Consider the following 18,235-nt stretch of genomic DNA (forward strand, 5'->3'; position numbering starts at 1 on the left):
TGTTGACAAAAGAATATTAATCAATATAAAAGTATAAAAATCCGCATTCTTATCTTTTACACTCTATCAAAAAATATTATGGTCGGCTATTTCTTTCGCTTTCCGCGGACGAAACGCTAGCCTCCTCGGCTCAGCTGTCTATGACAGCTGAACCTGCGGGGTCTAGCTTATTTCGTTTTTCCGCAGGAGTCTTCAGAAATAGCCGACCATCTTAGTAATGAAATAATATGAAGAGATACGCAAACAGAAGCGAAATCCGTTGATTGGAGTAACAATAATTCTTATACATATCAACATTAATAGTTAACAGACTTAAGAATTAATACGAAATAACTTTATGCTTTCCGTTAAATTCAAACGGTTGAGATAAAAGATCATCAATTAACGTAGGGCCCACTTCATTTAAGAACAATAATGGACTAAACCAACGTTCCTGTAACTTATATTCCGGGAAAAGAAACCCTTCAATATGATTGTACTTACGAAGCTTCACTTCATGACGCAACAAATTGGCATCTTCTATTTTACGGCTCAAGTAACTAAATTGGTTGTTATGAATCGCCAAATTTTTCTCCGTCAGAACGGAAAGCGAAGTAGATGCTTGTGTTGTGGCTAAATGATTTGTTAGTTTTTCGTAATGCTCAACCAGTGTCTGCTGGATTTCCCGAATTATTTCTTCCGCCACATCATCTTTAACATCATCCATAAAGTCCTGTTTATGCATTTGCATTTGTCCGTTGAAAACACTTTCCAGTGGTAAATCAAGCTCATTCAAATACTGTTTGGACTTTCTGTCAATAATGGTCATAGATAAGCGAGGCACGATGACAGGTAATTCCATATCAAAATGTTCGAACATGGTTTTGAAAGTTGCCCAATACGCCAGTTCACCCGGGCCACCAATGAATGCTAAGACAGGGAATACCATTTCCTGCATTAACGGACGTGTCACTACATTGTTGCTCAAGCGTTCTGGATAATTTTTTGCAATGTCCAATAATTCATGTTTAGTGAAAGAGAGACCCGCAGCTTCATTTTTAAACGTCCCATCGAAGTGCTTTAATAAAAATCGTTCTCCATTTTCTACGATGAATAAGTTACCACTGTCTTCGGAAGCTTGAATAGGTTGACCGTATCCCGCTTGCTGAAAACGATTTTCCTGTTCGACAACAAGTGATGCAATTTCTTGCGCTTGGTCTATCATCTTCTCAAAATAAGGAGATTCATAGCGTCGAAGGGGTTCGAATGCTGCATCAATCAGCAACAAGCCTTCATTGGCAAAAAAGTCATGCATCATTACGGTGAAAAATTGACTATAGGTTGAAGTTTGTTCGGCAACTTTCAAATACTTTTGAAGCAATACTTTCGTATAAGCCGTTTCCGTGAATTGTTTAAAGACGTCACGAATAAAAGACTGTAATTTCCCGGTCTCAAGCATACTCTCAGACGCCATTTGTTTACGATTAGGTCGAACATTATAGGTTTGTTTTTGTAAAGTCCCCCGTAATGGCGTGAAAGTAGAGTTTATTTCGTCTAAGTCATGGTCTTCTCCCGCAATCCAAAAAACAGGTACGACTGGAACACCTAAAGCTTCCCGTTGCTGTTTGGCCAACAGGACAATTGATATCGCTTTATGTACAGAATAAAGTGGTCCAGTAAGTAATCCCGCTTGTTGTCCTCCAATAACGACAAGGGCATTTTCTTCCAACTCTTTCAAATGAAAATCCACTTTTTCGCTATGAAGCAAATTCGCCATATAGTCACGGATTACTTTTGTCAGTTGTGTTCGGTCTATACGGTGCGATTTTAATGTCATTGCACGATTCACAAAAGATGTTTGGTTCGGTAAATTATGAAAATAAGCAGAAAGCTCTTCCTTTTGAGCATAAAAATCAGTCATGAAAGAACTGCTATTCGGTTGATCAATTTGGTCAAATTTCATCGTGGTAACTCCTTTTGTTTCTAAATACAAATCGAGTATAGCATTTGACGGCACGCCTGGAAAAACAAACGACTTATCAGCATTAATTCATGTATTCTATTACTTTTATCACAAGTCCTCCACACCAGATAATAAAATAAGAAAAGCTGAGAACTAAAAACAAAATTCTCCAAATTTTACGGAGCAAGGTCAATAATTCTATTTCCTTCTTCGACTTCCATTCCAGTATTGTCAGCAAGACACTCGTGATTAAGGCCAAACCAACTATAATACCCATCGTTTCTATATGAAACAAAGATTTGAGTGCTACAGGAATTGACATGAACAGAAGAAAGGTTGTTATATCTGCTGCATGGCCAAAAGCTCTAGACATTTTCTTTGTCAATTTCAATGAAATGATATAAACCACAATGAACATGAATAGAGGCATAACGATAAGGAAACTGACCATTGCTTGAATAATATTAGTCATGAGATTGACCAATTTCATCAATCGCCAATACTAAATGGTATAGCGTTCGCAACACCGGCAAATCTCTATCTCTAGTTGCAGCCATTTGAAGTAGTGCCCCTACGATTGGTTCAATTTCAGTTGTTCGATGATTAAGTCGATCTTGTAACATGGAAGAATTATTTTTGGCTGTTTTTATACAAAGTGCTTTTACTTCCTCAAAAGTCAGCAGTTGCGATATCTCTGCAAAAACACTTTCAATTTCATAAAATATTGTTTTCATCAGGAAATAGGCATGAGAGTTTGTAAGCAGTTCACCATTCGTTATTTGTAAAACCGCAGTGATTGGGTTAATACAGGCGTTTAATATTGCTTTGCGTAATACAATTCCATAAGCATCTTCTGCTAGCTCAATGTGAAATAAAGGACTTTCAAATAAGGTAAAGTCCAAATGGTTTGTTTTCTTTATGTATGGAGCAATCTTTGTGACACCGATTCCTTTATGGACGACTATCGACGAATCCTCTTTCATGGCGCCGTGTTCAATGGTCGCTATATAAACCGGGTGATTGTTAAATTGGTTAACCCACTGTAAGTGAGCAAGTCCATTTTGAGTAAATAACAAAGCCGTTGACTCAGGCAAAGACTTCAAATGGGGTTCAATTGAAGATAAATGGTGATATTTAACCGCAATGATCCATAAAGCATCTGTAGGAGCTTGGTTGAACTCTGTACTGGCAAACACTTTTGTATGCACAGTTTCACCATCAGGTTGAATGCGAGTAATTCCTTTGGTACATAGAGTAACTGCTTGTTCATGAGTTCTTGTTATGTAGGTAATTTCATGTTTTTGTTCACTCAAGTATGAGCCAATCAGCAAACCGATTGCACCCGCTCCAACAATGACCACTTTCAATGCACATTCAACTCCCAAATGAAAAGCGCAATGCGCCATTCTAGCTAGTCTATTTCTATTATCTATCAGAAAAGGCCTACCGACAAACGGCAGACCTTTCGTCTTTCTCATGATTATACTGGATAAACTGGATGTTTACGAGGTGGTTGTGGAATATGTTTCGTACTATAGGCACGGTAACGCATCGCCAGCACTTCACGTAAATTACTAGGCGCCACAATTTCATCAATAATCATTTCTGAAGCTAATTTGTAAATATCAATTTGCTCTTTATATTCCTGATGTTTTTCCTGAACAAATTTCAAACGCTCTTTCGGATCTTCAATGGCTTCTATCTTGTTTGAAAATACAGCATTCACTGCAGCCTCGGGACCCATTACTGCAATTTGAGCAGTTGGCAGTGCTATACACACATCCGGCTCAAATGCAGGGCCAGCCATTGCATAGAGACCAGCTCCATATGCTTTACGAACGATAACAGAAATTTTAGGCACTGTTGCTGAGCTCATGGCCATAATCAGTTTCGCACCATGTCGAATAATGCCTGCACGCTCAACTTTTGTACCAATCATAAATCCTGGTACGTCTGCCAGGAACAACAATGGAATACCAAACGCATCACACAAATTGATGAATTTTGCTGCTTTGTCAGCCGAGTCCACGAATAATACGCCGCCTTTGGCTTTCGGTTGATTAGCGATAATCCCAACAGCTTGACCCTCAATTCGTGCTAGTCCAGTGATGATTTCAGTCGCAAACAATTTCTTGATATCAAATAATGAACCTTCGTCAATTAATTGATCAATCGCTTCGTACATATCAAATGGTGCATTTTGATTTTCAGGGATTATTGCTTCCAGCGTACGGCCATCTTTTACCGCTTTTGGTTCAACCACTTTTGGCATTTCCGTAAAATTCGCTGGGAAGTATGCTAAATAACGACGAGCTTCAGAAATGGCTTCTTGTTCTGATGATGCCAAAACGTCTCCGCATCCGCTAACTGAACAGTGCATGCGTGCGCCGCCCATTTCCTCCAATGTCACTTTTTCCCCAATTACTTTTTCAGCCATACGCGGCGAACCTAAATACATGGATGCATTTCCTTCAACCATGATGACGATATCGCAAAACGCCGGGATGTACGCACCACCTGCAGCTGATGGACCGAATAGCAAACAAATTTGAGGTACAAAACCAGACATACGAACTTGATTGTGGAAGATCTTACCTGCTCCACGACGATTTGGGAACATATCTAGTTGATCAGTAATTCGCGCTCCAGCAGAATCGACCAAATATAGCATCGGTACACGGTTTTTCTCTGCAATTTCCTGAATTCGAATGATTTTCTCAACTGTACGTGATCCCCATGAACCCGCTTTTACTGTCGAATCATTGGCCATTACACAAACTTGTTGACCTCCGACCTTACCTGTCGCCGTTACGACGCCATCTGCAGGCAAGTCACCTGCTTCACAATTTGCAAAGCGACCATCTTCTAAATACTCACCATCATCAAAAAGCAATGCTAAACGTTCACGAACAAATAATTTATTTTGCTCTTTCATTTTTTCATGATATTTTGAATGGCCTCCCGCAAAAATACCAGTCAGTTTTTCTTCTAAGCGTTCGTTATAAGTTGTCTTAACCGTCATGTATGTTACCCCCTTTGTTTCAATCCCACTTGCCCCATGTAATTTTTATTCGAATGTTACTAGTACATCGCCTTCATTAACGAAATCGCCAATTTGCGCATCAATTTTCGCAATTTTACCAGCTGTTTCTGCTTCAACTGGAATTTCCATTTTCATTGATTCTAAAATCATAACCGTTTGTCCTGCAGTTACTTCTTCGCCTACTGCTACAGTAATATTGAAAACTGTACCGGCCATTGTTGATTGAATTTGTTTCATGTTATTTTTCCTCCTTTTGTTGTTCAAGCCATTGTGGTAATACCGCTGTTGTATATGTGCCGTTCATAAACGCTTCCGCTCCTAAAAATTCCTGGAACAATGCAACATTCGTTTTTACTCCTTCAATCGTAACCGATGAAAAGAATGTTTGCGCTTTTTTTACTGCCTGTTCACGAGATTCTGATTGAATGATGACTTTAGCAATCATTGGATCGTAAAAAGGAGTTACTGTGTTTCCTTCTTCATAACCTGCATCAATACGAATGTCTTCTTTAGTTCCCCAATCCAGCTTGTTGATTTTTCCTGGTGAAGGGAAGAACGTTTTTGGGTCTTCTGCGTAAATCCGGAATTCTAAAGCATGCCCGGAGGAATGAATGTCTGCTTGATTGGGAATCGGTAAAGCCTCCCCTTGTGCCACTTGCAATTGCCATTCCACTAAATCAAGTCCAGTAACGGCTTCCGTCACCGGATGCTCCACTTGAAGTCGAGTGTTCATTTCCAAGAAGTAGAATTCATTGTTTTCATCCACGATGAATTCCACAGTTCCAGCATTGCGATAATTCACCGCTTTTGCCGCATCAACTGCAGCTTTAAGCAACCGTTCACGTGCAGGCTGTGGGAAATTCGGTGATGGTGATTCTTCAATTACTTTCTGATTACGTCGTTGTACTGAACAATTGCGTTCAAACAAATGAACAATATTACCATGAGTGTCACCAAAAATCTGCACTTCAATGTGACGCCCGCCGGAAATGTATTTTTCCAAAAAGACCACGTCATCTCCGAAGTAAGCCTTCGCACGAGTTTTCACAGAAACGAAATTCTGACTGAGCGCTTGCTCATCATCACAGCGAATCATGCCAATTCCGCCACCACCACTGCTTGCTTTAAGCATAATCGGATAGCCAATTCTTTGCGCTTCTTCCAACGCCGCTTCCAACGTAAGTACTCCTTCATCCGTCCCTGGTACCACTGGCACTCCTGCAGCTTGCATCGTTTGACGTGAGCCAATTTTATCGCCCATTTTATCGATAGTTTCTGGCTCGGGACCAATGAAAATCATGCCCTCTTCTTCAATCTTCCTTGCAAAACTTGCATTCTCTGAAAGCAGACCATAGCCTGGATGAATGGCGTCAACCCCTTCACGCTTAGCCAAGGCTAAAATATCATCCACTTTCAAGTAAGATTGTTGAACTTGGCTTGGACCTATCAAGAATGCTGAATCAGCTTCTTTTACATAAGGTAATTCCGCGTCCGCTTCTGCATAAATTGCCACTGTTTCAATATGTAACTTCTTACATGTTTCGATAATTCGTCGTGCAATTTCTCCCCTGTTTGCAATTAAAATTTTCTTCATATGTTGTCCCCCTATGCTGTTTGAACATGAAACCCCATCTTCAATAGTCTATACGAAAAATGAAAACGATTTCAACCTTTGAATGAAGAAATATTCAAACTAGACAAACAAATTTAAAAAGACCGCCCCTTTAAAGATACAATCTTCAAAGAAACGGTCGATATTTTATTATCAATTCTTTTGACTAATAAATGGACTTTCCAGACAAACACGCTGAATTTGCTGGACGAATGTTTTCAGTTGCGCATGTTCCTTTTGTAGCCTATCATGCGCTTCCAGCAGTTCATCATAACTGGTCATCGCTTGTTTTAAGTGTGTATGCATTGGATGTTGATATTTTTGTTTTGCATGGTTCAAGTCCTGTCCATAAGTATGTCTCAGCGTTTTATTCCACCTGAAGCCGCAAGCCTGTTTCGTACGAGATAGTTTTTCAGCAGCCACTTCAAATGCATGAATTTGCGTGCCTCCGTTTTTAACTATTTCCAAAACAGTGGATGCTAATTTATGGTCATCCTCAGCAGTCCATTGATCTTTTCTTTTAACTTGAGTCATAGATTCTTCACCTCGCGTTTTTTTCTACTATATGCGCAAATAGAAAGAATAGAAGTTGAGGTTTAAAAAGTACAAAAAATGTGTCTTTAAAGTAACTTTGATGATCGCAACAATGCAACGCACTTTCATGTTTCGAAGCTAGCGTAGCGATGCAGAAACAGAAACAGAAGCACAGGCTTTTAGGTTTTTCCGCAGGAAAGAAGCGGGCCAAAGGTTTTGATTTGGACCGCTTCTATACGACGAGTAACCGCAGGAGCACAGGTGTTTGTCGCAGTTTCCCTTACTATCAACACCATCGTATAACAGAGCCTATGTATAAAAATCTAAGTAATACGTTATTTTTTCCGCGATAAGAATTTTTGAACAGCCACGTGATGCTCCTGCGCTTCCCAAAGTAGTGAACAGTTTTTAACTTCTTCATTAATTTGGCTCAGTAGATTTTGACCAATCCATTTACGGATTAACATTTGTTTATAAGCACGGTGAACAGAAGCCTCTACTTTTTTCATCTCGGATAGAAATCTCTCCATAGCTTGTTCCTTATCACCTTCATAAACTTGTGTAGCCCACCCATTAGCAAGTAACACAGCTGCTGAGTAAGGTTTTGATTCACACAGCATATGCATAGCTACATCTTGTCTTGCTAATTTTTCAAATAAATAGGTTCCTCCGCCCCAGCCGCTTGTAATAGCTAGAGAGCCTTGAATAAACCCTGCTTTGGCTTTTGACGAGACTAGCCGGAAATCACATGCGGTAGCAATCTCGCAACCACCTCCTACAGCGTGCCCATTGACAAGTGCTATGACAGGCACAGGAAGAGTGGCAACTCGATAAAGAACATTAGCCATCCGATCAAGCATTGGGAAGGCTTCTTGCGCCGTCTGGAGACCGTGAAAGACGGATAAATCTCCACCAGAACAAAACGCTTCATCCCCTTCACCGGTAATAACAACAAATTGTATAGTTGAATCATTATGTACATTTGAAACTAGTTTCTCAAGACCATCTATGACTTCATGATTGATTGCATTTCGAATTTCAGGGCGTTTAATAGTAAAACGTAGAATATTATCTTCTCGATTAATTGCAAATGTCATGTAAGCTCCTCCTTGAAAATAGAGAAAAAGGCCACCGGAGAGCCATGGTCTCTCTGGTAGCCTTATAGAACAAATACTGAATTATTTGCTCAATACTTCTTTCCCTTTGTATTGTCCGCATGATTTACAAACATGGTGAGCCAATTTTGATTCACCACAGTTTGGGCAAGCTACCATTCCTGGTAGAGATAATTTGAAATGCGTACGACGTTTTCTTTTTACTGTTTTAGAAGTCTTTCTAAACGGTACAGCCATTGGTGGCACCTCCTTACAGATCGTTTATTCGTCTGTTTGATCAAAATACTTTGCTAAATCAGCAAGTCTAGGATCCAATTTTTTATGTTCATTCTCTTCTTTAGCAGACAATTCCTCATCAGTTAAGTATGACCAGCTTTTTCCGCCCGGAATCGGTTGATGCTCTGCATCTTCCTTAAACACTTGTATCGGAATTTCGACAAGAATCAATTCTTCAAATACAGGGTCGACATTAACAACATCGCCTTCTACATAATGAATTTCTCCATCGTCTTCCTTATGTGTTTCCGACCAGCTGAAAATCTCATCTGTTTGAATATCAAACGGATACTCAACATCTTCCCACGTGCGAGCACATGGTAAGGTAAGGGTGCCTGTCAGTTGAAAATGACAAGTCATTTGCGCTGCACCAAATGTGCAGTGCCCTTTTACATGAACGGGTGAAATTTTCCGGATGTCCGGGTTACGTTCCATCACTTCATCCAATTGAATCGTTTCATCAATTGGCATCCCGTCATGGCGATATTTAGATAGTTGATGAATTGCCCATTTCATTCGTTTATCACCTCAAGACAACAAAGTTGATTATATAATGCAGAAAATTGGATGTCAAGATAATTTCTTGTCACTCCTTTTTTTGACCCGTATAATCTAGAGTAAATGATATAAGGGGGTCACAAGCTTGAAAGCAACTGGTGTAGTCGTCGAACATAATCCGTTTCATAACGGACACTTCTATCATATCAAAGAATCTCGCAAGAAGACAGCCGCAGATATTATTATTGCTGTTATGAGCGGGAATTTTTTGCAACGAGGAGAACCTGCCCTGGTGGATAAATGGTCCAGGACAGAAATGGCTCTAAAAGCTGGCGTAGATATCGTAATCGAGCTCCCTTACGTTTTTGCAACTGCACAAGCCAGTGACTTTGCACGTGGTTCAATTACACTGCTGGAAGCCCTTGAATGCGAAGCATTTTGTTTTGGAAGTGAGGAAGGGACAATTGAGCCTTTTACACGCTCATATGATGTCCTTACTACACAACAAGAGGCTTACCAAAATTCGATTAAACAATACATGCAACTTGGATTAAGTTATCCAAAAGCATTAAACGAAGCTTATTCAGACATCACAACACACTTAAACTTGCCATTAGTTGACTTATCAAAACCAAATAATATTCTCGGTTATCACTATATTGAAGCAGCCTGTCAGATGCAGGCACATATCAAGCCTGTAACCATTCAACGAATCGTGGCGAATTATCATGATAATGTTGATCAAGACCAATCCATCGCAAGCGCTACAGGTATCCGTAAGGCTCTATTCGACGATGGCTCGATTGAAGCATTGGGAAAATTCATGCCACACACCTCATTGGAACAACTATTGAAGTGGAAAGACTCTATAGGGGTATTTGGCAGTTGGCAACAGTTCTGGCCCCTTCTACGACATACGATTATCCGTTCATCAACAAAAAACCTTGCTTCATATGCTGAAGTAACAGAAGGTATCGAGCATCTAATTCATGAAGCGGCAAGGGAATGCGAAACATTTGAAGATTTTATGAGCCGGGTAAAATCGAAGCGTTATACGTGGACACGCATACAACGAATGCTTACTCATATTTATACAGGCTTTACGTGGGAATCATTGAAAGAACATCAAAAGCCTACGTATTTACGGGTTCTTGGCATGACTCAAAATGGACAAAAGTATTTGAGTGAAAAGAAAAAGAATCTTTCATTGCCACTCGTCAGTCGAGTTGCTGCAACAAAAGATTCTTTATTGGATTTAGACATTCATGCATCTGATTTATATCAATTGGGATTGCAATCACCAAAAATCAAACAACCGGTTGGAATGGATTATCGCAAACCACCGATTATATTATAGTTTATTAATTTTCATAAACATTCGTAATATATAACCGGGTGCGTTGGACTTTAACCAACTGCACCATAGCCCTACGAAAAAAACTTGGCGAAGTGACTTTGTCACTTTGCCAAGTTTTTAATTGTTCGGTTATGGTATTGCTACGTACAGACTTATAGAACAGTCGGAACCTATTCAACTTCACATTAGTGGAACTAGATTACTTTTTCTGTTCTAGCTTATCTAAATAAGCGAGTGCATCATCAACTGTTTTCACAGGCACGATTTTCATCGTCGAGCCTATTTTTTCTGCTGATTCTTTTGCATCCAAATAATTTGATCTCAGTGTAGGATTATTTTTCAATACTTCCTCTGGTAACTCATCGTCAGGTGCAAAGAAAATCTCGATATCTTCTTTATCGGCAGCAATGACTTTCAAGTCAATTCCACCGATCCGTCCCACCTCACCGTTTTCCTGCATGGTTCCGGTTCCCGCGATTTTATAACCTTTTGTTAGATCCTCATCCAGTAACTGGTTCAAAATTTCCAATGTAAACATTAGTCCTGCAGATGGTCCTCCGATTTCGTCTGCCTTAATATTTACTTTCGGTGTAGTCGTGATTTCTTTATCATCAGTAAAAGTGATTCCTAGACCAGCTCGGCTCTCATCAGTAGGAATCGGCTTCAATTCAACTTCAACTGAATCTTTTTCTCCGTCACGTTCAATATGCAGTGTGACAATATCGCCTAATTTTTTCTGTTTTAAATAATCGATAATCCCTTGTTGATTATCACTCTTGACGTCATCGATTTGCAAGATTCGATCTCCAGGACTAAGTAAGCCGTCAGCCGCACCTTTCGGCAAGACATTTAAAACAAAGACACCTTTGGTTGTAATTTCATAAGGTTTACCGGCTTTTTTGAATGCCACTTCTATCGCATTAAATTGTGATTGCGACATAAGATGGAGTTGACGAACATTATATTCTTCGTCATCCTCGTCAGGATTTCTAACTTGATTGGTTTGTAATATCTCTTGTTGGTCGGACACTTTCGCCCATGCATAAGTAAGAGGCGTTGCTTTCGATAAAGCGATGGTCATTAAACTCATCGACCCAGTATCATCCTCATCTCCACTTTCTACATCTACAAGCGGTTCAAGTGGATACGCCCCTCCGGGTTTTGTGATGTAAGCATCGACGGGATAAACTGTCCCGCTTATAAGTAAAATACAAACGATGAAAAAGCCAATTGTACTTTTCTTTGGCATGTACCCTCACCTCCATGATGACAAGCTTACTTTTTGCATATACATAGTGTAGCACTTTCACTTTACTTCTGACAAAACGGTTGAAACGGGGAAATTTCACATGCTACATAAGACCAATTTATTCATTTGTTGGTTTCTCATGATTTTGTTTATCTTCATGCCTGGGATAGCTCATCAAGGTTCACAGCTCGGACTTCAGGTTTTTCTTAAACGTCTTTTACCATATTTATTACCTTACTTAGTCGTTTCTCAATGGCTACTGTATGAACTCTACAAAAAAAATAAATGGCAATCCCACGTTGGCAACAGCATCAAAGTATATGCGATAGGAGCGTTTGGTGGATTCCCTACCGGTGCGGCAACTATTTCGACCTTGTCGCAGGCAAGCATGATCAGTAAGCGTCATGCAAGTCACTTACTTGGAATTTGCCATGCGCCTAGCCCCATGTTTGTGGTAGGCGTGGTTGGGAGTCAATTTCTGTTATCCGCCAACACAGGTATTCTATTAATGGTACTTTTACATACGATCAATTTGTTATTTTTAGTTTTCCTTCATTTATTCATTCCACTACCAAGCATCTCAAAAAATGATAACATAGCCAAGCCAGTTACTTCCCCTTTAAGCGAAGGGATTCACCAAGCTGCCTCCATTTTGCTTTTGGTAGCTACTACGGTAGTCTTCTTCACTACTATCAGTACAGTTATCAGGGAAATAATGGGGGTCGTGTTCAATGGTATCCCTCATCAGGTAACAGTTTTCATTTATTCACTATTTGAGATGACTGCAGGGCTCGAAGTTGCACATCAATTATTTAATATGGCACCCTTTTTTCCTCTTCTGGCAGTAATCATTCTATCTTTCAATGGTTTAAGCATACATATGCAAATCATGGTGTTGGCGAAATCAGCCAAACTTTCGTTAAAACCTTATGTCGTATATCGACTGATTCATTTTCTTCTATTTGTTGGGTGTTGTTATTTAATACTTTAAAAGAAAGGGCATTGGATGCAGATGCTCAAGAGCTTCTCCTGAAATCTAAGCTTTATTGAAAAAAGGTGCTTGCAACAGGACATATGAAAAGAATCACGCAAAATCATTGCGTGATTCATTCTAATCCAAATTTCATTTTCAAGGCTTCTTCTACAGGTTTAGGTACAAGTTCAGAAATATCGCCACCATATTTCGCCACTTCTTTAACAATGCTCGAACTTAAAAATGAATATTGATTATTCGTCATGATGAAAAATGTTTCGATATTGTCATTTAATACACGGTTCATGGACGTAATCTGCATTTCGTATTCGAAATCGGATACCGCCCTTAATCCACGTACAATGGCATGTGCATTGACACTTTTAGCGTACTCGACAAGTAAGCCAGAAAAAGAATCCACACGGACATTAGGCAAAGTTGCTGTCACTTCACTAATTAATGCCATACGTTCTTCAATCGTAAAAAGTGGTTTTTTAGAGGAGTTATTTAGTACGACCACGTGTATTTCGTCAAATACGGAAGCACCTCGTTTGATGATATCTAAATGACCGAATGTAACAGGATCAAAACTCCCTGGTACGACTGCAATTTTAGTCATGGTGTTCTCCTTCTTCCTGTCGATAAATCGAAATTATGGTACTGCCATAAAGTTCTTGTCTTGTTAGAGTAAATGACCCATATGTATTTGGCAAATCTACACCTTTTTCGTGTTCACACAAAATGATTGCATCATCAGTCAATAAGTTTTTTTCCACAAACTGCTCGATCAATTCATAATACCCAACTTTTTGATAGGGTGGATCTAAAAACAGCAAGTCCACTCGTACTTGTCTTTTCTCCAAAGCTTTAATTGCACGTGTAGCATCTGCTTTGTATACTTCCGAGCGATTATCTAGTTTGCATTTCTTTAGATTCTCATGAATCGTTTGTATAGCACGCGGATCTTTTTCGATAAAAATGCACGTATCTATGCCCCTACTGAGCGATTCGATACCGAGCCCCCCACTTCCTGCGAATAAATCCACAGCAAGCCCTCCTTCAAAGTATGGACCGATCATATTGAAAATTGATTCTTTCACTTTATCAGTTGTTGGTCGTGTACCCGCACCAGGCACCGCTTTTAATGGGAGTCCTTTTTGTTCTCCGGAAATTACTCTCATGACGTTCCTCCTTGTCCGATTCATCGGTTATTGAAAAGCCATTTCTGACTTTATTTTCATATGCTTCATGCTACAAGCCATGATAAGATGGCTATTGAAAGGATGTGTTATTTTCTCATGATTCAACGCTTTATTGAACTAGGAGAAGGTTATAGCGATATTTATGAATGGATTGAATTATTAAAAACCAACGAGCACCGTTTTCATCGTGTATGTATTTTGACATCCGTATCGAAAGACGTCAAAAAATTGAGCATCGCTCTTATATTAAAACCTGTAGATGATAGTAAATTCACGCCGATTTACTTCTGTCGCGAAGGGATTGAATACTCGGAAGAAAAACCGAGCAAACGCATCCAACTAATTGAAAAAACGCTGCAGGAAAGAAATTATTCCCCACACCGTCTCGAAGTTAAGCATTCATCTTATTTTGCTGAGCCCGCTTTGTACCATCAATATTTAATCGGGTTGTTTAGATTGCATCACATTTTGCCGCCTTTAAGCTAAGTTATAAGCCCGTTTTATAGTCATATTCTTTTGCTTTGTCCGGTTTAGAATTTTCATATTCAGTTTTGACAAACGGACGGTAGGAAGGACTGACTTCTTTTACAAACGGGAGTTTTTGTAATTTCGTTGAAATCGCTTCAATTTGATCGAGGTCGCAATACATTACGACATACTTTAATTTTCGGGAAATATATTGAACATGTCCATATTTCCTCAGCGACTTCGCTTGTTTTAAATGATGTACATATACAATTAATCCTTGTCGTTCATTCATGCGAGTTCCCTCTTTTCTTACTTAAAAGAATACCATATGAAAGAAAACGTTCGCAACCGCTTGAAGCTGACAGTTTGCTATACTTTCCTTTATAATGGGGAAAGCAAGTTTGCATGAGGAGGAATTAGACATGGGAAAGAAAACGAAAGTAGCATTCGCAATCGCCGCAGCTGGTGCTGCTGCCTGGGCAGGCTCTAAAGCCATCTCAAAACCTCAAAAACGCCCTGATAAAGAAGCACTTCAATATGAACATCCGATTATCTTAGCTCATCGTGGAGGTTCTCTGATTGCTCCAGAAAACTCCATGATAGCTTTCAAAAAAGCAGCTGAACTTGGAGTTCATGGATTTGAAATCGATATTCGCTTGACAAAAGATGAAGAAATCGTGGTTTTCCATGACGAATATGTAGATCGTACCACTGACGGTGCAGGACGTGTTGCAGATATGACACTTTCTGAACTTAAGGCTTTTGATCTGGGTTATCAGTTTATTAATGAGCAGCAAGAATATGAATATCGTGGACAAGGCTTAACTGCTATCACGCTACGTGAGCTATTTGAAGCATTCCCACAAATGTTGATTAACATCGATATGAAGGATTCTCCTGAAACGTATGAAGGTAGCTTGATTCCTTCAAAATTATGGCGTTTGATAGAAGAACTTGGTGCTCAAAACCGTGTGGTTGTCACGAGCTTCCATGACGAGCAAATCGATCGTTTCAACCTGTATGCTCAAAATTCGGTGGCACTTGGTGCAGGAGAAAACGAAGTGCGTAAAGCGTATTCTGCCTACACAAGTCAGTTCGGACATTTGTATCATCCTCGTGTAGACGTCTTTCAAATTCCAGTGAAATCCGGTGTTTTCCCACTTGATGGAGAAGGTTTTATCAACTTCCTGAGCAAACTGAATGTTCCCGTTCACTACTGGACAATCAATGATCCTCAAGTAATGCAGCGTTTGTTGCAATCAGGTGCAAAAGGAATTGTTACAGATCGTCCAGATTTAGCCGTTGCGTTACTGGCAGAACATATTGCATAAGAAAATGTGTATAAGCTAAAACTTTCTTTAAGAATAAGAAAAAGGATGTGCACATTACGCGCACATCCTTTTGTTATGTCCGGCTCAAGAGCAGTTACGCACCCAAGCTACAATCTTTTATTTAAGCTGAACAGCCACAAGAACCACCAGTTCCACAGCTTCCTGTACTACAAGAAGAGGCAGCTGAAGCGAAGAACGGATTGCTGACAGGGACCTTGACAGATTCAGATACAGTTTTTCCTATTAATAAGCTGACTTCATCCAACAAATCTTGCAATTCGTTTTCAGCCAGTCTTAAATTAGCGACACGTTCATTCATATCAAGTGCGCGTTTTTGTACTCGAATAGACTTCATCACGTGCTGATAGTCCGGATGATACTTTCCGAAGCGTTGAACATCTTCATACTGCTCTTTTAAACGAGAAAAAGAAGCAATCTGTCTATTTAATAATTCGTCTGTATAAACGGCGAAATATGCTTCTTTGAAGCGTTCTACTTGCTCGGAGGATAAAATCATCTGTGTTAAACTATCTCCTTCATCCATGATGTTTGCCCATTCTGATGTCATCATCATCGGACATTCCTCCAATCTATTTTAATCATAACAGATTGGACTCATAAAATAAAAGACCTGCATTTGCTAAAAGTTAGGAGAAACAACATGAAAAAATCAGTACGTAATCAACTCGAAAACATATTAATTCATGCATCAACCGAAGATGTCTCTACGTTATCAAAATGGTTGGAAGGCTTTGAGAAGAAACAAAGTGGTGATCTTTCCACTTATTTAGGCGCTACTTTGCATATGGAGAAGAAATTAAGCGATGATTCTTGCACGATATCCATCCCAATAACTCCTTATATTCATAACACTCTTCATATCCCTCACGGTGGTATTCTGGCCGTTATGCTTGATACCGCGATGGGTGTCCTCGCAAATCATTCACTATCTGAAGAATTTGCCGCTGTAACCATGAACTTATCCATTAACTATTTGGCGACGGCCACGGAAGGTCATTTACATGCACGTGCTACTTTTTCACATAAAGGACGCCAGACGATGGTGGTTACCGGTGAAATTACGGACGACAATGGCAAGAAGCTTGCGGTTGGCAATGGATCATTTTTCGTGGTTCCCCGCCATCGGTAACGTCGATAATATTAGCAGAACGGTTTGTTCGTCTGAAAAAGGGATAACTTGATCGCCAATATGTTGAGTGGACTCATGACCCTTCCCTGCTATACAGAGTAAATCTCCAGGTTTGCAATACCGAAGCGCTTGTTGAATCGCAGCTGCTCGATCGACTTCGATATGGATCTTGGAAGTCTCCGGCAAATTTCCAACGATTTGCTGGCAGATTTTCAGAGGATCCTCTAATCGGGGGTTATCTGATGTCACCCACATGCTATGTGAGTAAAATGCTGCAATCTCTCCCATAGCACTTCGCTTCGCTTGGTCGCGATTTCCTCCGCATCCGAATACAACAAGTAATCGTCCTTCAGTAATTCTTGATGCTGAAGAAAGTAGATGTTGCAGAGCTTCTGGTGTATGCGCATAATCTATGACTACTTGAAAAGGTTTTTTTAAGATGAATTGAAATCTGCCAGGGGGTAAAGTAATGTTGGGGAGTAGCGGAATAATTGATGACATCGGAATATCCAATTGTCGTATAGTCGCAATTGCAGCCGCTATATTTGAGATATTATAGAGTCCTGTAAAACCAACTTCCACGTCATAGCCATCACAATCTCCTTCATCGAATATTGTCACATTCGTTGATACTGGCTTTATTTCTTTCAGCTGGATGAATTCTTCGCCAAACCAATTCAGTTCTTTCGTGCATTCTTTTCCTTTTTCCAACCAAAAAGAATCGTCTTTATTCACAACAACTTTTCGGCTTATATCCATTAATTTGCATTTTGCTTTTTTATAGGACTCAATGCCTTCATGATCTTCAAGATGATCATGTCCTAGATTTAGAAATACCCCTTGTTGGATTGAACAATGGTCCAGTCGGTGCTGTGCTAATCCCATCGATGAAGCTTCAATTATGACATGTGTAATGTTCATTTTTAACAGTCGGGCAAAGGTTTGATGGAGATGTGAAGCAGACCATGTAGTGAGTGATGGAAAATTCTCATCAACTTTTTTTCCATTTATAAAAAGTCCTAATGTACCGATTACTGCTGTTTGGTAGCCAAGCATCGTGAGCATTTGACCTATCATATGGCTTACCGTTGTCTTACCATTGGTTCCAGTCACCGCCACCACGTGCAATTGTTTTGATGGATTCCCATGAACACGGGCACAAGCATGAGAAAGAAAGGTCCTAGTGTTTGGCACGATGCCAAACGCCACCTCTCTACACATTTTTTCATGTTCTCGATCTTCCGCAATAATACAGACCGCCCCGTTTTCGATTGCCTCATTTATATAAGTAGCACCATTGGCATTTTTCCCTTTAATAACTACAAAGACATCACCGGCTTGAATTTCCTTGGAATTTTCTTTGACCCCACATATGATTTCATTAAAGGATCCGTGTAACCACGTACACGGCCAGTCTTTTAATAAATCGGCAATGACCAAAGTCATTGTACCCCTCCTACACAAAATGAAATTGACCGAATACAT

21 protein-coding genes are annotated in these 18,235 nt (G+C 39.8%); 5 read left to right on the forward strand and 16 right to left on the reverse strand.

The features are described from left to right. Positions 1-319: 319 nt before the first annotated feature. From bshC to HMPREF1210_RS06270, 10 genes are all read right to left on the reverse strand, one after another. Positions 320-1,942, reverse strand: coding sequence for a bacillithiol biosynthesis cysteine-adding enzyme BshC (gene bshC / locus HMPREF1210_RS06225; RefSeq protein ID WP_016427779.1), 1,623 nt, complete (start codon positions 1,940-1,942; stop codon positions 320-322). Between the two features lie 82 nt (positions 1,943-2,024). Then, the gene (locus HMPREF1210_RS06230; RefSeq protein ID WP_016427780.1) at positions 2,025-2,414 is read right to left on the reverse strand and encodes a DUF3397 domain-containing protein; all 390 of its coding nucleotides are present in this window, start codon (positions 2,412-2,414) and stop codon (positions 2,025-2,027) included. After that, complete coding sequence (locus HMPREF1210_RS06235; RefSeq protein WP_231391113.1) at positions 2,407-3,303, reverse strand: 2-dehydropantoate 2-reductase; 897 nt, start codon at positions 3,301-3,303, stop codon at positions 2,407-2,409. The genes HMPREF1210_RS06230 and HMPREF1210_RS06235 overlap by 8 nt, the downstream gene beginning before the upstream one ends. Before the next feature lie 119 nt (positions 3,304-3,422). Then, on the reverse strand, positions 3,423-4,964 hold the full coding sequence (locus tag HMPREF1210_RS06240; protein WP_016427782.1) for an acyl-CoA carboxylase subunit beta: 1,542 nt from the start codon (positions 4,962-4,964) through the stop codon (positions 3,423-3,425). Positions 4,965-5,009: 45 nt separating this feature from the next. After that, the gene (locus HMPREF1210_RS06245) at positions 5,010-5,222 is read right to left on the reverse strand and encodes an acetyl-CoA carboxylase biotin carboxyl carrier protein subunit (protein WP_016427783.1); all 213 of its coding nucleotides are present in this window, start codon (positions 5,220-5,222) and stop codon (positions 5,010-5,012) included. Position 5,223: 1 nt separating this feature from the next. Beyond that, positions 5,224-6,579, reverse strand: coding sequence for an acetyl/propionyl/methylcrotonyl-CoA carboxylase subunit alpha (locus tag HMPREF1210_RS06250; protein ID WP_016427784.1), 1,356 nt, complete (start codon positions 6,577-6,579; stop codon positions 5,224-5,226). A 171-nt stretch (positions 6,580-6,750) separates the two neighbouring features. After that, entirely contained in the window at positions 6,751-7,131 is a 381-nt protein-coding gene (locus HMPREF1210_RS06255) for an RsfA family transcription factor (protein ID WP_016427785.1), read from the reverse strand. 335 nt (positions 7,132-7,466) lie between these two features. Next, positions 7,467-8,228: an enoyl-CoA hydratase/isomerase family protein gene (locus HMPREF1210_RS06260; RefSeq protein ID WP_016427786.1), complete on the reverse strand. Its 762-nt coding sequence runs from the start codon at positions 8,226-8,228 to the stop codon at positions 7,467-7,469. 81 nt (positions 8,229-8,309) lie between these two features. Further along, entirely contained in the window at positions 8,310-8,483 is a 174-nt protein-coding gene (rpmF, locus tag HMPREF1210_RS06265) for a 50S ribosomal protein L32 (protein WP_016427787.1), read from the reverse strand. Positions 8,484-8,507: 24 nt separating this feature from the next. Next, positions 8,508-9,038 carry a DUF177 domain-containing protein gene (locus HMPREF1210_RS06270; protein ID WP_016427788.1) on the reverse strand — a complete coding sequence of 177 codons (531 nt, stop codon included), beginning with the start codon at positions 9,036-9,038 and terminating at the stop codon, positions 8,508-8,510. Positions 9,039-9,165: 127 nt separating this feature from the next. Here HMPREF1210_RS06270 and HMPREF1210_RS06275 point away from each other — a divergent pair, with 127 nt between their 5' ends. After that, positions 9,166-10,377 (forward strand): nucleotidyltransferase, encoded by a 1,212-nt coding sequence (locus HMPREF1210_RS06275; RefSeq protein WP_016427789.1) that lies wholly within the window; start codon positions 9,166-9,168, stop codon positions 10,375-10,377. Positions 10,378-10,576: 199 nt separating this feature from the next. Here HMPREF1210_RS06275 and HMPREF1210_RS06280 read toward each other — a convergent pair whose 3' ends face one another. Then, positions 10,577-11,626, reverse strand: a complete 1,050-nt coding sequence (locus HMPREF1210_RS06280; protein WP_016427790.1) for a SepM family pheromone-processing serine protease — start codon at positions 11,624-11,626, stop codon at positions 10,577-10,579. Positions 11,627-11,726: 100 nt separating this feature from the next. On the opposite strand from HMPREF1210_RS06280, the gene HMPREF1210_RS06285 reads away from it, so the two are divergent. Further along, positions 11,727-12,617, forward strand: a complete 891-nt coding sequence (locus HMPREF1210_RS06285) for a hypothetical protein (RefSeq protein WP_016427791.1) — start codon at positions 11,727-11,729, stop codon at positions 12,615-12,617. Between the two features lie 115 nt (positions 12,618-12,732). Here HMPREF1210_RS06285 and coaD read toward each other — a convergent pair whose 3' ends face one another. Then, complete coding sequence (coaD, locus tag HMPREF1210_RS06290) at positions 12,733-13,218, reverse strand: pantetheine-phosphate adenylyltransferase (protein WP_016427792.1); 486 nt, start codon at positions 13,216-13,218, stop codon at positions 12,733-12,735. Beyond that, on the reverse strand, positions 13,211-13,780 hold the full coding sequence (gene rsmD, locus HMPREF1210_RS06295) for a 16S rRNA (guanine(966)-N(2))-methyltransferase RsmD (protein WP_016427793.1): 570 nt from the start codon (positions 13,778-13,780) through the stop codon (positions 13,211-13,213). Before rsmD ends, coaD begins: the two co-directional genes overlap by 8 nt. A gap of 117 nt (positions 13,781-13,897) precedes the next feature. Between rsmD and HMPREF1210_RS06300 the strand changes: the two genes are divergently transcribed. Next, positions 13,898-14,287: a hypothetical protein gene (locus HMPREF1210_RS06300; RefSeq protein WP_016427794.1), complete on the forward strand. Its 390-nt coding sequence runs from the start codon at positions 13,898-13,900 to the stop codon at positions 14,285-14,287. Between the two features lies 1 nt (position 14,288). Here HMPREF1210_RS06300 and HMPREF1210_RS06305 read toward each other — a convergent pair whose 3' ends face one another. Continuing rightward, positions 14,289-14,561, reverse strand: a complete 273-nt coding sequence (locus HMPREF1210_RS06305; RefSeq protein ID WP_016427795.1) for a YlbG family protein — start codon at positions 14,559-14,561, stop codon at positions 14,289-14,291. A 130-nt stretch (positions 14,562-14,691) separates the two neighbouring features. On the opposite strand from HMPREF1210_RS06305, the gene HMPREF1210_RS06310 reads away from it, so the two are divergent. Beyond that, entirely contained in the window at positions 14,692-15,600 is a 909-nt protein-coding gene (locus HMPREF1210_RS06310; RefSeq protein ID WP_016427796.1) for a glycerophosphodiester phosphodiesterase, read from the forward strand. Positions 15,601-15,721: 121 nt separating this feature from the next. Here HMPREF1210_RS06310 and HMPREF1210_RS06315 read toward each other — a convergent pair whose 3' ends face one another. Beyond that, positions 15,722-16,174, reverse strand: a complete 453-nt coding sequence (locus HMPREF1210_RS06315; RefSeq protein ID WP_016427797.1) for a YlbF family regulator — start codon at positions 16,172-16,174, stop codon at positions 15,722-15,724. An 87-nt stretch (positions 16,175-16,261) separates the two neighbouring features. Between HMPREF1210_RS06315 and HMPREF1210_RS06320 the strand changes: the two genes are divergently transcribed. After that, entirely contained in the window at positions 16,262-16,750 is a 489-nt protein-coding gene (locus HMPREF1210_RS06320) for a PaaI family thioesterase (RefSeq protein WP_016427798.1), read from the forward strand. Here HMPREF1210_RS06320 and HMPREF1210_RS06325 read toward each other — a convergent pair. Continuing rightward, on the reverse strand, positions 16,721-18,196 hold the full coding sequence (locus HMPREF1210_RS06325) for a UDP-N-acetylmuramoyl-L-alanyl-D-glutamate--2,6-diaminopimelate ligase (protein WP_016427799.1): 1,476 nt from the start codon (positions 18,194-18,196) through the stop codon (positions 16,721-16,723). The two genes, HMPREF1210_RS06320 and HMPREF1210_RS06325, sit on opposite strands and share 30 nt — an antisense overlap. Positions 18,197-18,235: the final 39 nt, after the last annotated feature.

The sequence above is a fragment of the Paenisporosarcina sp. HGH0030 genome, from assembly GCF_000411295.1.
Taxonomy (GTDB): domain Bacteria; phylum Bacillota; class Bacilli; order Bacillales_A; family Planococcaceae; genus Paenisporosarcina.